This is a genomic window from Mycobacterium sp. HUMS_12744610, assembly GCF_041206865.1.
In the GTDB taxonomy this organism is placed as follows: Bacteria; Actinomycetota; Actinomycetes; order Mycobacteriales; family Mycobacteriaceae; genus Mycobacterium; species Mycobacterium servetii.
This window is the reverse complement of sequence record NZ_JBGEDP010000001.1, coordinates 2,240,093-2,254,996: the sequence shown is the minus strand read 5'-3', so window position 1 is coordinate 2,254,996 and position 14,904 is coordinate 2,240,093. Positions and strand designations below refer to the sequence as shown.

Sequence of the window (14,904 nt, the reverse complement as noted above, 5' to 3'; positions counted from 1 at the left end):
CTCGCCCCGCTAACCGTTGGATGCCGTCGAACTGTTGACGTAGCCCCCGCGCAGGAAGAACTCCGCACCGCGGTGCTCCCGGCCGTCGGCGCCCCGCAGGCGGGTGATCACCAGGCCGTGGTTACCACCCCGGAACGCCTCCGGCCCGCACACCACCACACCGCCGCCCTCCTGCACGATCACTCGGCCCGGCGTTCCGCCGTACCGCGCCTCCGACACCCGCGCCTCGACGATCTCGATGCGCTCGCCGCGGTAGCGGGTGAACGCCCGCGGATACGGGTCGGACAGCGCCCGCACGAACCGCTCCAGATCGGCAGCCGGCCAGCTCCAGTCGAGCAGACTGTCGCGCTCGCAACGCTTGTGGAAGTAGGTGCGCTGGGCCTTGTCCTGCGGACGCCACACCGCGGTCCCGGACTCCAGGGCCGTCAGCGCGTCGCGCAGCGCACCCGGGATCAGGTCCAGCCCGCGCAGCACCAGGTCGGTGCCGGTGTCGGTGGGCCCGATCGGCAGCGAGTGCTGGATCAGGATGTCGCCGCTGTCCAGGCCGTCGTCCATCCGGTGCACCGTCAGCCCGAACTCGGTCTCGCCGCTGATCAGCGCCCACAGGACGGGGGAAAACCCGGTGAACTTGGGCAGCAGCGAGTCGTGCAGGTTCAAGGTGCCATGCGGCGGCAGCGTGTACAGCTCCGGCGGCATCCAGGTGTACCAGCTGTTGACCACGATGACGTCGGGCTCGGCGCGCTTGACCAGGTCGATGGTTGCGGTGTCGACGCGCTCGGTCAGGTGCACCGGGACGCCGTGCTCGCGCGCGAGGTCTTCGACCGACTCCGACCAGATCGCCTTGTAGGAGTGCTCGCTGGCGGGATGGGTGACCGCCAGGACCACGTCGTGGTCCAGGTCGATCAGCGCCTGCAGGGTCCGCCATCCCCAGGTCTGGTAACCGAACGACACCACGCGCATCAGTCGAACCCCTCTCCATCGTCGCTGGTCGGCCAGGTCCGGACTCGTGGTCGAGGCCCGTTCGGGCGCCACCCACCAGCCCAGCAGCTTATGTTAGCCTTCGCTAAGTTGCATGCTCCGCGCGGCTGCGCGCCGGGGCGAGAACGAGAGGTGGGAGCGCATGCCGCGCACGCTGGGGTGGGCCAGGCAGTTCCACGAGCCGCAGTCGCCGGGCAGCCCGCCGCTGCTCGTGTTTCCCCACGCCGGGGCCGGCGCGTCGGCCTACCGCGAGTTCTCGAAGGTGCTCAGCCGGGCGTTCGACGTCGTCGTCTTCCAGTACCCCGGACGCCAGGACCGCGCCGCCGAGCCCCCGCTCGCCACGTTGCCGGAGATCGCGGCGGGGGCGTTCGCCGAGTTCTCCGCCTCCAAGCGCAACCGCGGGGTCCCGATCGTCGCCTTCGGCCACAGCATGGGCGCCATGGTCGCCTTCGAGTTCGTCCGGCTCGCGGAGGCCGCGGGCATCCGGGTCGATCAGCTCAACGTCTCGGCGACCGTGGCCCCCTGTCACGCCGCGGCCAAACCGTCGCACCCCACCGACGACGACGAGGAACTCCTCAACCACCTGCTGGCGCTCGAGGGCACCGCCTCCGGTGTGCTGGCCGACCGCGACCTGATGCGGCTGACGCTTCCGGTGGTCAAGGCCGACTTCAAGGCGTTCGACGCCTATTCCTGCGCCGCAGACGTCAAGGTGGCGGCGCCGATTCACGCCATGGGCGGAGATCAGGACCCGTATGTGACGCTGGCCGACCTGTACGGGTGGGGCAAGCACACCGGCTCCGTCAGGGTCACGATGTTCGACGGCGGGCATTTCTACCTCGACCGGCACGTCGACGCGATCGCGGCGCTGCTGACCTCGCGCGCCGAGCAGACGGCGTGAGCGCCGACCCCATCGTCATCTCCGCGATGGCGGTCGAGGCACCGGGCGGGATCGACAGCCCCGACGCGTTGTGGGCGGCGCTGGCCGAGGCCAGGGAACTCATCGGGCCCTTCCCCCGCGACCGCGGCTGGCCGCTGGACGATCTGTTCTCGGTGTCGCAGCTCGACGGCTGGGGCCCGGTCCGCGACGCCGGCGGATTCCTCGACGGCGCAACCCGATTCGACCCGGCGCTGTTCGGCGTCACCCACCGCGAGGCCCTCGTCATGCACCCGCAGCAGCGGGTCGCGATGCGGGTGGCCTGGAAGGTGCTGGAGAACTGCGGCATCAACCCGGCCGGGCTGGACGGGGAATTCGTCGGCTGCTTCGTCGGCATGTCGCCGATGGAGTACGGGCCCCGCGCGGCCGTCGCCGACGCCCACACCGGGCACCGGATCGCGAGCCTGGGACAGCTGGGTGGCGCCGCCCGCATCTCGCACAGCCTCGGCCTGACGGGACCGTCGATCAGCATCGACACCGCATGCGCCTCGTCGTTGACCGCGCTGCACCTGGCCGCCACGGCCGTCGCGGCCGACGAGTGCGACTGGGCGCTCGCCGGCGGGGTGTGCGTCATGGGTTCTCCGGGGGCGTTCTACGAGTTCGCAAGGCTCAACGCGCTTTCCGACGACGGGCATTGCCGCGCCTACTCCGCCGACGCCAGCGGCACCGTGTGGGGGGAAGGCGCGGGCATGGTCCTGGTGGAGCGCGAATCGCGGGCACGCCGGCTCGGGCATCCGGTCTTCGGGCGCATCCTGGCGATCCGCACCAACCACAACGGCAAGGGCAAGCCGATCCTGGTGCCCCGGGTGCGCGCACAGGAACAGCTGATCCGCAAGACGCTCGACGCGGCCGGCATCGACCCGGCCGCCGTCGGAATGATCGAGGGGCACGGCACCGGAACGCTCGCCGGCGACCCGGTGGAACTGCTCGCGCTGTTCAAGACCTACGGCGCGGCGGGCTGCTCGGCGCCGATCGGCTCGATCAAGTCGAACCTGGGGCACCCGCAGGCGGCGTCCGGGATCCTCGGGCTGATCAAGCTGCTGCTCGCCGGCCGGCACGGCGCCGTTCCCCCAACCCTTTTCGCCGACAACCCGACCACGATGCTGGACTGGGACCTCACCGGCCTGCGGCTGGCCGCCAAGCTGCACGAGTGGGAGGCGAGCGACGGCCTCCGCTACGGCGCCGTGTCGTCGTTCGGCGCCGGCGGGGCCAACGCGCACGCCCTCGTCGCGATGCCCGCGGATCCGTGGGGGTGACGCCCGTGACCTACCGCCTCCCCAACGGCACCGTCCCGGTCCTGCTGTCCGCCGACGCGCCCGGGCCGTTGCGCGCCGAGGCCGCGGCCGTCCTGTCCTACGCCACGCGGCATCCCGCGGTGACGCCGCAGCAGATCGCGGCGATGCTGTTCCGCACCCGGACCGCCCGCAGGCACCGGGCCCTGGCCATGGTCGGCACCGGCGAGGAGTTGACCGGCGCGCTGCGGGCGGTCGCCGATGACCGCGCGCATCCCGCGGTGGTGCGCAGCGAGACACCGGCCGCCGCACGCAAACTCGCCTACGTCTTTCCCGGGCAGGGCGGCCAGCGCCCCGGGATGGGCCGGCTCTTCTACGACGCGGTCCCCGCGTTCCGCGACGAGGTGGACCGCTGCGCCGCGGCCTTCGAGACGCTGGTCGGCGAGTCGCCGCTGAATTACCTTCTCGACGAGAAACTTCCGGCTCCAGACGCCGCGAGCACGGTGCAGCCCGCGCTGTTCACCCAGATGGCCGGGTTGGCCGCGCTGTGGCGGTCGTTCGGCGTCGCGCCCGCTTCCACGATCGGGCACAGCCAGGGGGAGATCGCTGCCGCCTACGTGTCCGGCGCCGTGACACTGCCGGATGCCGTGCGCGTCATCGGCGTTCGCGCGCACGCGGCCGACGAGTTCGGCTCCGGCGACTACGCGATGGCCGTCGTCGCCGCCGGCCGCGACTCCTGCGAGGACGCGCTCGCACGATGCTCGGGGTGGGCGCAGCTGTCGGTGGTCAACTCGCCCAACATGGTCGGGATCTCCGGCGACCGCGACACGGTGCAGGGCATCGTCGACGCGTTCACCGAGCGCGGGACCTTCGCCCGCATCATCCGCGTCGGATACCCGGCGCACACCAGCGCGATCCAGGAGCTCGCCGAGAAGGTGCGCGCCATCGCCCACCACGAACTGCAGAACCAAACGTTCCTGGCCACCGAGATCGACTGCATCGGAAGCACCCTCGGCGGCCGCATCACCACGGACCTGCCGGTCGACGAATACTGGCTGTGGAACCTGCGCAACCCGGTCCGGTTCGACAAGGCGGTCGCGGCCGCGCTGGAGCTGGGCGTCGACACGTTCGTCGAGCTGGCCGAGCATCCGACGCTGCAGCTGGCCATCCAGGACAACCTCGCGGCCCGCGAGGGGGACTCGGACGAGCGCGCGGCCATGGTCGTCGGCACGTCCGAGCGGGCTGCCGGCGACCTGGACGCGTTCACCCGCAACCTCGCGCTGCTGGCCGTGCACGACCAGGCCTACCCGTGGGAATGCCTGCGCGCCGAGCCCACCGGCCCGCCCACCCGGCCGCTGCCCGACTTCCCCAACCTCGCGATGAACGAGTCGAAGCTGTGGCTGCCCTACGACGAGGTCCTTCCGCTGCGCACCCGGCGGGCGCCCCGGGAGACCCGGGAGACCCGGGAGACCCGGGAGACCAATGTCACCGCGGCGCCGCGGCTGCTCACCGAGGAGTGGGTCCGGCTCTCACACCGCTCGCTGGCGCCCCCGCGCGGTTTCGGGATCGTCGACCACACCGGGGGCTGCGCGCCACTGGCCGAGGCCCTGTGCGCCGCGGCCGGCGACATCGGTGCCGCGGCGCGGGTGCTCGACGCCCCGGAGAACCATTCGGCGGCAATCGGTCTGGACGGCTACGTTATCCTGCTCCCGCCCTCGCCGGAGTTGGACGACGCGGCCGCCGCCGCCGAGGTGGCGACCTTCTTCTCCCGCCGCGCGTGGTGGCCGCGGCTCGATGACGCGATCACCGAGTGCTGGCTGGTGACGGTGGGTGGTGAGCCGGTCCCCGGCGACGCGCCGCCCGATCCGGTGCACGCGGCCGTCGGCGCGGGATTTCGCTGCCTGGGCGCCGAACATCCCCGGGTGCGGTTCCGTCACCTCGATCTGGACGCCGGGTCGGCGTCACCGGCGGCCGCCACCACGATCCTCGCCGCGCTGCACACCGCCGACGAGTCGGAACTGGCGCTGCGCGACGGCGGGCTCTACGCCAAACGGGTTACCGAGAAGCCTACGGCTGCAGCCGATTCTGATGGAAAGCCATGGGAGCATGTGCTCGTCGTCGGGGGGACCGGCACGCTGGGACTGGAATTCTGCGACCACTTCGCCCGCCGGGGCGCGCGGCGGATCACGCTGGTCAGCCGGTCGGGCGAGACTGAGGCCGTCGCGCAGCGCCTACACCGGATCCGGTCGGCAACGTCGACACGCATCGACGTCGCCCGGTGCGACGTCGGCGACCAGGCCGCGATATCCGAACTGGCGCAACGGCACCGGGACGCGCCCGCGGACCTGATCGTCCACGCCGCGGTCCACTATTCGGGTGCCGAACTGGCGGACATCACCTCCGAGATGGCCGACGACGCGTTGCGCGCCAAGGTTGTCGGCGGCGGGCGCGTGCTGGCGGCGTTCCCGCGCACCGTCGACTGCCGCGTGGTCTTGTGCTCCTCGATCGCGGCGACGGTCGGCGGGCGCGGGCTGATCCTCTATGCCGCGGCCAACAGGATGCTCGACGCGATGGCGCACCGGCTTCGCGCGCAAGGCCTGGACTGCTCCTCCGTGCAATGGGGGCAGTGGGCGGTCACTTTCGGCCCCGGGGCGTCGGGCACAGCGAAACTGTCCCCGACCGGGTTGCTGCCCATGTCCTCGGCCGACGCGCTTGCGCTGGGAATGGGCCGGTGTGGCGGAAATTCCGTCGTCGCGGCGTTCGCGTTGGACCGGGCCCGGTCGGTGCTGGACGCCTGCGGGCGCGCGTCGTTGTTGGCGCAACTCGACGGCCCGCTCCCCGAAACCGCACAAGGGCCGGTCAGCGGGGCGCGTGCGCCGCACCGGCTGACGGCGCTGGTGGCCCGGGCGATCGGTGCCGATCACGCCGAGTCGATCGACACCGAAGCACCGCTGGTCGCGCTGGGACTGGATTCGCTGCAGGCGTTGGAGTTACGTCGTCGCGTCAGGGCCGAGTTCGACCGGGACGTGGACGTGGCCGACCTGCTCGGCGGGGCGTCCGTCGCCGACCTGCTGGAGCGGCTGGGCGGCTAGCCGCCGGCCATCGCCGCGCGCAGGCTGCCGGGGCGCAGGTCGGTCCAGACCTGCTCGACGTGGGCCAGGCAGTGCGCGCGGGTGTCCGCGCCGAACACCACGCGCCAGCCCGCCGGCACGTCCTTGAACGCCGGCCACAGGCTGTGCTGCCCCTCGTCGTTGACCAGGACGTAGAACGCGAGCTCGTCGTCGTCAAACGGATTGGTATGCATCGGTTCTCCCCCTCGTGGGTGTGGTGGCCCCCAGCTCGGCGGCCAGCACGCGGTCGGACAGCAGCCCCAGGCAGCTCAGATTGGGGAATCCGGGGCCCTCGTTGACGCCGGCCAGATTGGGCAACACCAGCTTCGGGGCGACACCCGCGACGGCCAGGTCGGGACCGATGGACTCCTCCAGCGCCTCGATCGTCACCGGCCCGCCCAGCCCGAACTCCAGCGCGCCCCGGGCGGCCGGGCACAGCAGCGGCAGGAACCACACCGGGTCCGCGCCGGATCCGTCGATGACGAGGTCGAACCGGTGCAGCGATTCGAGCGGCTCACCGCAGTTGTCGGTGTGCAGCGTGATCCAGATCCGGTCCTCGCGGTCGACCACGCGGGCGACGCGCCCGCGCTGATGCTTGATCCGCTCGTCGGCCAGCAGGGATTCCTGGACCCGGGCGGAGAACACCCCCCGGTCGGTGCGGGCGATGCAGTCGCGCCGTTCGGCCTGGCTCAGGCTGCGCCAGCCCGTCGGGTCGGAGAACAGCGAGTTCTCGAAGAAGCCCTCGCCGCGAGTGAACAGGGTCGCCTGCGGCGAGATGGCCGTGATGGCCGAAACCCGGTGGTGGAAAAGCTCGTTGAGGATCGATGCGGCGGTCTCCCCGCCGCCGATCACCGCGACGTTGTCGGCGACGATGCGCTCGTGTTGGCCCGCGCGCTGCCAGAACTGCGCGATCGAGAGCACCCGCGGATCACCCGAGAGCATCGACCGGTCGGGCTGTCCCGGCCCGGTCACCATCAGCGTGCCGGCGGACAGGCTCGCCCCCCGGGTGTGCAGCACCCAGCGGTCGTCGTCGAGGGAAATCCGGACCACTTCGCCGTCGACGACATTCAAGCCCACCACGTCGGCGACCCAGCGCAGATACCCCGCCCACGTCTCGTGGGTGGGCGCCGGCCTGCCCCGGTCGACCCAGCCCACGAACTGGTCGGTGGCAACCAGGTAGGACTGCCAGCTGAACCGCATCATCCGCTCGTCGACCTCGGTGCCGGGCACCAGATCGGACCGGTACGGGAAGCCGATGTCCTTCTCGGGGCTGGTGCCCAGTCGCTGGCGACCGTCGGTCCAGCCGCCACCGGCCCGCCAGTTGGCGGCCACCCCGGTGCGTTCGACGGCGACCACCTCGGGCACCTCGACGCCGAGCTCGCGCAGCACCGCCGCCTTCGCGGCGACCGCCACTGCCTTCGCGCCGGCCCCAACGATCGCAAGTGTGTCGCTCATCGCGCGTTCACCGCGCACCTCCGTCGATCGGCTTAGCCCAGGCTGCCCTAACTTTGTGTACGCTACCCTATGTTCGACCGGCGGGACACGCCCGCCCCCGACGGAGACGCCGAGTGCCACCTGACCCTTCCCGGCCCCCGCTGGACGGTTTCGTTCCGTTCCCGCCCAAACGCGCGGCCCGCTATCGAGCGGCCGGATATTGGGCCGGCCGCCCCCTCGACTCGGTGTTGCGGCATGCCGCGGCGACGTGGCCCGATCGCGTAGCCGTCGTGGACGTGGCGGGCAGCCACACCTACGCCGAACTCGACCAGCTCGCCGACCGGGCCGCCGCGGGCTTCGCCGCGCTCGGCGTCTCCCCGGCCGACCGGGTGCTGCTGCAACTGCCCAACACGTGCCGGTTCGCGGTCGCACTGTTCGGCCTGCTGCGCGCGGGGGCCATCCCGGTGCTGTGCCTGACCGGGCACCGATTGACCGAGTTGCGCCACTTCGCCGAGGTCAGCGGAGCGGTGGGGTTGATCGTCGCCGACACCGCGAGCGGCTTCGACCACCGCGCGATGGCCGAAGAGCTGGTCCTGCTGCGTCCCGGGCTGCGCCACGTGATCGTCGACGGCGACCCCGGCCCCTTCGCCGCGTGGTCGGCGATGCCCAACGGGGCGCTGCCACGGGTGGCGAGCGACCCGTCCGCGCCCGCGCTGGTGCTCGTGTCGGGCGGCACCACGGGAGCCCCGAAGTTGATCCCCCGCACGCACGACGACTACCTCTACAACGCCACCGCCAGCGCGCGCCTGTGCCGGCTGACCGGCGAGGACGTCTACCTCGTGGTGCTGCCCGCCGCGCACAACTTCCCGCTGGCATGCCCGGGCCTGCTCGGGGCGATGACGGTCGGAGCCACCACCGTCTTCGCCGCCGACCCGAGCCCCGAGGCCGCCTTCGGCGCCATCGCGCGCCATGGGGTGACCGTCACCGCCCTGGTGCCGGCCCTGGCCAAGCTGTGGGCACAGGCGTGCGACTGGGAGCCCGAGCCGCCGAAATCGTTGCGGCTCCTGCAGGTCGGGGGCTCTCGGCTCGAGCCCGACGACGCCCGCCTGGTGCGCACGGCGCTGACCCCGGGCCTGCAGCAGGTGTTCGGGATGGCCGAGGGACTGCTCAACTTCACGCGGCCCGACGATCCGCCCGAGATCGTCGACCACACCCAGGGCAAGCCGTTGTGCGTCGACGACGAACTGCGCGTCGTCGACGCCGCGGGCGAACCGGTCGCGCCCGGAGCCGAGGGCGAACTCCTGGTGCGGGGGCCGTACACGATCAACGGCTACTTCCGCGCCGAGCGCGACAACGAGCGCAGCTTCGATCCCGAGGGCTTCTACCGCAGCGGCGACCTGGTGCGGTTGCGTGACGACGGCTACCTCGTGGTCACCGGCAGGGTCAAAGACGTCATCTGCCGCGGCGGCGAGACGATCGCAGCCGCCGACGTCGAGGAACCGCTGCTGAGCCACCCGGCGGTCCACGCGGCCGCGGCCGTAGCGCTGCCCGATCCGCTGCTGGGCGAGAAGATCTGTGCCGCGGTGGTTTTCGCCGGTCCGGCAATCGGTATCGCGGAGCTTAACGCCTACCTCGACGGCCGCGGCGTGGCCACGCACGCGCGCCCCGACATGCTGGTCGAGATGGCGGCGCTGCCAATGACACCCGTCGGCAAGATCGACAAGAAGGCGATCGCCGCCCGGCACCTCGGCCCGCGAACGTGACGCCGGCGCTCAGACAGGCAACCCGGAGAACATGACCCGGCCGGGATCGTACTTCTGGCGCACGGCACTGAGCCGCGACAGATTCGAACCGAAGTACCGCGACGCCGGCTGGTTGGCCTCGAGGTAGTTTACGTAGCCGCCGGCCGAATATGGTTGCACCGCTTGGTGTGCCGTGTTGAGCCAGGCGGTGGCCGCCGCGGGCGGCCCGGAGGTTTCAACGTACCACTGCACCAGCGCGTACTGTCGCCGCCACGGAAAGGCGGTGGCCCCGGGGGCCGGGGTCGCCAGGGCGCCGTCGAGGGCGTGCATGATCGCCAGCATGCGGCCCGCCCCGCGCGGAAAGGCGTTGACCGCCGCGGCGATTCCCTGCGCGGCGCCCGCGTTGACGAGCGGCAGGACGTCGGATCCGCCGACATACCCCAGCGGTGCCGGGTTGAGGTTCCCGACGGCCAGGTACCGCACCAGCTCCATGCGGTTGAACGTGTGGATCTCGGTTCCGGTCGGTTGCACCCCGACGGCCGAGACGATGGCGCGCTGCACCCCGTCACCCGACCCGGCCGGGCAGGTCGCGAGGATCCGGCAGTGGGTTCCCATCGGGTCGACGGTGGCATCGGCCAGCGCCCAGCTGTTCCGGTCGGCGGTGCGCAGCCAGTTCTGCCAACCGAGGAGAACCTCCACGAACGACTCCGGCGGGAAATTCAGGTTCACGGCGTCGACGTCCCCGGTGGGAAACGTGGCGAAGGTCAGCGAGGTGACCGCCCCGAAGTTGCCGCCACCGCCGCCGCGCAACCCCCAGAACAGGTCGGGGTTGTTGGTGGCCGACGCGGTGACCGCCTGGCCGCCGGGCAGCACCACCGACGCCGACGTCAGCTGGTCGCACAGCAGGCCCGCGTGCCGCGAATCGGCGCCCAGGCCGCCGCCCAGGGCGTGGCCCGCGGCACCGACCGTCGGGCAGGTACCCGTCGGCACGCCGCGGCCCGCCCCGGCCAGCGCCTCGTGCATCGCATACAGACCGGTCGCCGGCGTCACCGTGACGTGCCCGCTGGCCGCATCGTAGTTGATGCCGCCCGGCAGCTGCCGCAGGTCGAGCACCATGGTGCCGTTGGCCGTGGAGGCCCCCACGTAGGAATGCCCGCCCCCGCGCGGGGCGACCTTGAGGTGGTGCGCCGCGGCAAAGGCCATCGCCTTCTGCACGTCGGCGGCCGAGGTCGGGACGACGACCGCCGCAGGCATCGCGTCGTTGTAGTTGGTGTTGAAAACCTGTTTGGCCGTTGCGAACTGGGAACCCTGATCCGGCAGCACCACCTGGCCGCCGATGACGGACGAAAGGCCGCTCCAGCCCGAGGTTTTCGGGTCGGCCATGGCGCGACCCGGGCCCAGCACCGTCCCCGCGGCCAGCGCTCCGGCGGCCGCCCGCAGAAACGTCTGCCGCGAGAATTCACGCGCCAACGTCGGGCTCCCGCAACTGCGTCATGTCCCGCATTGTCAGCCACCCGAGCCGCGGTACCGTACGACGTGACACGGGATGACCCAACCGTGCCCGAACCGTTACCACGCTCGACGGATGGCCAAGCAAAAGGAGCGACCGATGAATGTGGGTTTATGGACTGGTCTCACACTGATCTCCTTGACACTGGTGCTGGTGTTCGCCTCGGTTGCCACCGTGTTCGTCAAACGGCTGGGCGCCCGAGCGACGTTGCCGATCAGCGAGGAGATCGGCAGCGCCAAAGCGGTGTTGGACAAGGTGCGCAAGCGCGAGCCGATGTCGCGGGAGGAGCTGGACTATGCCAAGCAGATCGTCGCCGACCGCGGCTCCCTGATGGCCCTCTGCATCCCCGCCACGCTGTTCATGCTGGGCTGCTTCTACGTGTTCGGCAGCCTCGAACACCTGCATGGGGCCACGCCCTCCGAACGGACATTCCTCGGGGTGATCCCGATGCTCACCTCCACAAACCTCGCCATCCGGCTGCGCGCCAGCGCGCGGCTGCAGAGGCGCCTGCAGTAGACGATAACGTCCACAAACTGATAGTGTCCCTACACCTTCTATGTAAATCTGTCTGATAGATGGGTGGGCATTGCCGGCCCGGCTGGACACCGCGGGCGAGGCGAGCGGGCGCGGCCCGGCGCGGTAGCCCGAAAGGTGGTCGAGTGAACCCTCGTTCGTCAGTCGGCAGGACCGTCCTGGCACGGGCGTGGATGCCGCTGGTCGCCGTGGTCGCGATCGGTGTGGGCGCGCTGTGCATGTGGAAGGTGCATCAGTTCTCCGCGCCGCCGCCGGTCCTCACCGTCAACGGCCCGCAGGCGCCCGAGGAGTTCAACCCCAAACGGCTCACCTATGAGGTGTTCGGATCCGCCGGGACGGGCGGAGAACTCGTCTACATCGACATCGACGGACATCCCCACCCAGTAGATGTCACGACGTTGCCGTGGTCGCACACGGAGACGACGACGCTCACGGTGGTGTCCGGCAGTGTCTCGGTGCACGTGCACGGCGGTCACGTTGGCTGCCGGATGCTGGTGGACGGCGTGGTGCGCGATGAACAGGTCAGTCACCATCAGGACGCGGACGTCGAATGCCGGGTGAAATCGGCATGAGTGAGCACCGCGTGGACGACGCCCCCGTCAAACGGCCCCTCATCCCGCGACTGGTCCGTGCCTTCGCGATACCGATCATCCTCTTTTGGGGTCTTGTCGCGATCACGACGAATACCTTTATGCCCCAAGTGGAACGCGTCGCAGAAGAACTCGCCGGACCGATGGTGCCGCACTACGCCCCCTCCCAGCGAGCCCTGCTGCACATCGGCGAAAAATTCCACGAATCCAACTCGACGAACTTGACCATGATCGTGTTCGAGGCCAACCGGCCGCTGGCCGTTGCCGACCACGAGTACTACGACGGGCTGATGCGCCGCCTCGAGGGCGACAAACAGCACGTGCAATACGTGATGAACCTCTGGGGCAAACCGTTCACCGCAGCCGGGGCGCAGAGCCTCGACGGCAAGGCCGCCTACGTGCTGTTGCGTCTGGCCGGTGACATCGGCCAGATCGAAGCCAACCAGTCCGTGGCCGCCGTGCGCGACATCGTCGCCAAAGACACCCCGCCGCCGGGCCTCAAGGTCTACGTCAGCGGCGCGGCTCCCCTGGCCTCCGACACGCTCACCATTGCGAACAACAGCCTGAACAACGTCACGATCGTCACGATCATCCTCATCGTGGTGATGCTGCTGCTGGTGTATCGGGCCCCCTCCGTGCTCTTGGTGCCCTTGCTGGGAGTCCTGATCGAAATGCTGGTCGCCAAAGGGATTACCGCCACCCTCGGCCACCTGGGATACATCGAACTCTCGTCGTTCGCGGTGAACATCGTCGTCGCACTGACGCTGGGCGCGGGAACGGACTACGGCATCTTCTTGATGGGCCGCTATCACGAGGCACGGCAAGCCGGCGAAAGCCGGGAGGACGCCTTCTACACCGCGTACCGGAGCGTGGCGCCAATCATCATCGGCTCGGGGCTGACGATCGCGGGCGCGTGCTATTGCCTGACTTTCGCACGGCTGAACTACTTCCACACCATGGGTCCCGCAGTGGCGATCACGATGCTGTTCACCATCACGGCGGCGATGACGCTGGGCCCGGCCCTGTTGACCGTGGGAAGCCTGCTCGGGCTGTTCGATCCCAAACAAAAGGTGAAGGCACACCTGTATCGGCGCATCGCCGCGAGCGTGGTGCGCTGGCCGGTGCCGATCCTGGCAGCCAGTTCGGCCGTCGTCATGATCGGGGCGATCTTCGTGCCGACCTACCGGCAGAACTACGACGACCGCCAATACCAGCCGCGCAATTCCCCGGCCAACCTCGGCTTCGCCGCCGCCGATCGGCATTTCCCGAAGAGCAAACTGTTCTCAGAGATGCTGATGGTCGAGACCGACCACGACATGCGCAACTCCGCCGATTTCATCTCACTGGACCGGGTGGCCAAAGCGCTCATCCGCCTTCCCGGTGTGGCGATGGTGCAGAGCATCACCAGGCCTTTGGGCCGGCCCCTCGAGCACGCGAGCATTCCTTACCTGTTCACCACACAGGGCAGCGGCAACGGTCAACAACTCCCGTTCAACATCGAACAGAACTCCAACACCGATCAACAGGCGGATATCCAGGCGCACTCCGTGGAAGTCCTGCGCAAAGAGATCGGGTTCTTCCAAAGGGTGTCCGACGAACTGCACCAAACGGTGCTCACCGTCGAGGATCTGCAAAGGATCAGCGACGAGTTGAATCAGGAAACCTCCAACGTCGACGACTTCTTCCGACCGGTCAAGAGCTACTTCTATTGGGAGCGACACTGTTTCGACATTCCCATTTGCTGGACGTTCAGATCGCTGTTCGAAGCACTCGACAACATCGACAAGCTGGCCGAAGACATCGGGAACGCCAAAGTCTCCCTCGAAGAGGTCGACAAGGCCTTCCCGCAGATCATCGCCCAGCTCAAAGCCACAGCCGACGACACCGAGGCGCTCCGGGCCAAGTTGGTCAACAGCTACGGGTCCGCCGATCTGCAAGCCCTGCAAACCGCGCAGACATTCGATGACTCGATCAACGTCGGCAACGACTTCGACAAGTCGCGCAGCGACGACTACTTCTACATCCCCCACGAAGCGTTCGACAACGAGGACGTCAAGACCGGTATCAAGCTGATGATGTCACCGGACGGAAAAGCCGCCCGGTTCATCGTCACCCACGAGGCCAACGCGATGGGCCCCGAGGGCGTGCAACATGTCGAGAAGTTCCCGACGGCCATCACCACGATCCTCAAAGAGACCTCGTTGGCCGGCGCGCGCATCTACATCGGCGGTTCGGGGTCCAACGACAAAGACATCAAAGAATACGCCACATCGGACCTGATGATCGCGGCGATCGCCGCGTTCATCCTGATCTTTTTGATCATGATGTTCCTCACCCGAAGCCTGGTGGCGGCCTTGGTCATTCCCGGCACGGTGGCGTTCTCCTACGCCGGGGCCTTCGGGCTGTCCATACTCGTCTGGCAGCACCTCATCGGTCTGCACCTGCACTGGCTGGTGCTGCCGCTGACGTTCATCATCCTGGTGGCGGTGGGCTCGGACTACAACTTGCTGCTGATCGTCCGCGTCAAAGAGGAGATCGGCGCCGGGTTGAACACCGGCCTGATCCGCGCTCTGGGCAGCACCGGCGGTGTGGTGACGTCGGCGGGCCTGGTGTTCGCGTTCACCATGCTGGCGATGCTCACCAGCGATCTGCGCACCATCGGCCAGGTGGGGTCCACCGTGTGCATCGGCCTGCTGCTCGACACGCTGATCGTGCGGTCGTTCGTCGTGCCGTGCATCGTGCGGCTCCTCGGGCCATGGTTCTGGTGGCCGACGCTGGTGCGAACCCGTCCGTTGCGGCGTCAACCGGTTCCGGTCGGTTCCCGGGCAGCGGAATAGCCG

General features: G+C 69.5%; 11 protein-coding genes. 7 read left to right on the top strand and 4 right to left on the bottom strand.

Translation table 11 applies throughout. The annotated features are described in order from the left end of the window. Positions 1-9: 9 nt before the first annotated feature. The gene (locus AB8998_RS11000) at positions 10-960 is read right to left on the bottom strand and encodes a methionyl-tRNA formyltransferase (RefSeq protein ID WP_369738001.1); all 951 of its coding nucleotides are present in this window, start codon (positions 958-960) and stop codon (positions 10-12) included. Positions 961-1,120: 160 nt separating this feature from the next. On the opposite strand from AB8998_RS11000, the gene AB8998_RS10995 reads away from it, so the two are divergent. Genes AB8998_RS10995 through nbtC form a run of 3 tightly spaced genes read left to right on the top strand, consistent with a single transcriptional unit; the run spans position 1,121 to position 6,236 of the window. Next, on the top strand, positions 1,121-1,876 hold the full coding sequence (locus tag AB8998_RS10995) for a thioesterase II family protein (protein WP_369738000.1): 756 nt from the start codon (positions 1,121-1,123) through the stop codon (positions 1,874-1,876). Next, entirely contained in the window at positions 1,873-3,168 is a 1,296-nt protein-coding gene (locus AB8998_RS10990; protein ID WP_369737999.1) for a beta-ketoacyl [acyl carrier protein] synthase domain-containing protein, read from the top strand. Before AB8998_RS10995 ends, AB8998_RS10990 begins: the two co-directional genes overlap by 4 nt. Then, positions 3,165-6,236: a nocobactin polyketide synthase NbtC gene (nbtC, locus tag AB8998_RS10985; protein WP_369737998.1), complete on the top strand. Its 3,072-nt coding sequence runs from the start codon at positions 3,165-3,167 to the stop codon at positions 6,234-6,236. Before AB8998_RS10990 ends, nbtC begins: the two co-directional genes overlap by 4 nt. On the opposite strand, the gene AB8998_RS10980 is transcribed toward nbtC, so the two are convergent. Both AB8998_RS10980 and mbtG read right to left on the bottom strand, forming a co-directional pair. Further along, entirely contained in the window at positions 6,233-6,448 is a 216-nt protein-coding gene (locus AB8998_RS10980; protein WP_369737996.1) for an MbtH family protein, read from the bottom strand. The two genes, nbtC and AB8998_RS10980, sit on opposite strands and share 4 nt — an antisense overlap. Further along, the gene (gene mbtG / locus AB8998_RS10975) at positions 6,429-7,709 is read right to left on the bottom strand and encodes an NADPH-dependent L-lysine N(6)-monooxygenase MbtG (RefSeq protein ID WP_369737995.1); all 1,281 of its coding nucleotides are present in this window, start codon (positions 7,707-7,709) and stop codon (positions 6,429-6,431) included. The genes AB8998_RS10980 and mbtG overlap by 20 nt, the downstream gene beginning before the upstream one ends. Before the next feature lie 53 nt (positions 7,710-7,762). On the opposite strand from mbtG, the gene AB8998_RS10970 reads away from it, so the two are divergent. Then, positions 7,763-9,451 (top strand): (2,3-dihydroxybenzoyl)adenylate synthase, encoded by a 1,689-nt coding sequence (locus AB8998_RS10970; protein ID WP_369737994.1) that lies wholly within the window; start codon positions 7,763-7,765, stop codon positions 9,449-9,451. A 9-nt stretch (positions 9,452-9,460) separates the two neighbouring features. Here the strand turns inward: AB8998_RS10970 and AB8998_RS10965 are convergent, their stop codons facing one another. Continuing rightward, positions 9,461-10,900, bottom strand: coding sequence for an FAD-binding oxidoreductase (locus AB8998_RS10965; protein WP_369737992.1), 1,440 nt, complete (start codon positions 10,898-10,900; stop codon positions 9,461-9,463). Between the two features lie 139 nt (positions 10,901-11,039). On the opposite strand from AB8998_RS10965, the gene AB8998_RS10960 reads away from it, so the two are divergent. The 3 genes from AB8998_RS10960 to AB8998_RS10950 all read left to right on the top strand — a co-directional run bounded on the left by AB8998_RS10960 (position 11,040) and on the right by AB8998_RS10950 (position 14,901). Further along, positions 11,040-11,456 carry a hypothetical protein gene (locus AB8998_RS10960; RefSeq protein WP_369737991.1) on the top strand — a complete coding sequence of 139 codons (417 nt, stop codon included), beginning with the start codon at positions 11,040-11,042 and terminating at the stop codon, positions 11,454-11,456. 191 nt (positions 11,457-11,647) lie between these two features. Next, on the top strand, positions 11,648-12,046 hold the full coding sequence (locus AB8998_RS10955; protein ID WP_369741517.1) for an MmpS family transport accessory protein: 399 nt from the start codon (positions 11,648-11,650) through the stop codon (positions 12,044-12,046). Next, complete coding sequence (locus tag AB8998_RS10950; protein ID WP_369737989.1) at positions 12,043-14,901, top strand: MMPL/RND family transporter; 2,859 nt, start codon at positions 12,043-12,045, stop codon at positions 14,899-14,901. Before AB8998_RS10955 ends, AB8998_RS10950 begins: the two co-directional genes overlap by 4 nt. The last annotated feature ends 3 nt before the right edge of the window (positions 14,902-14,904 follow it).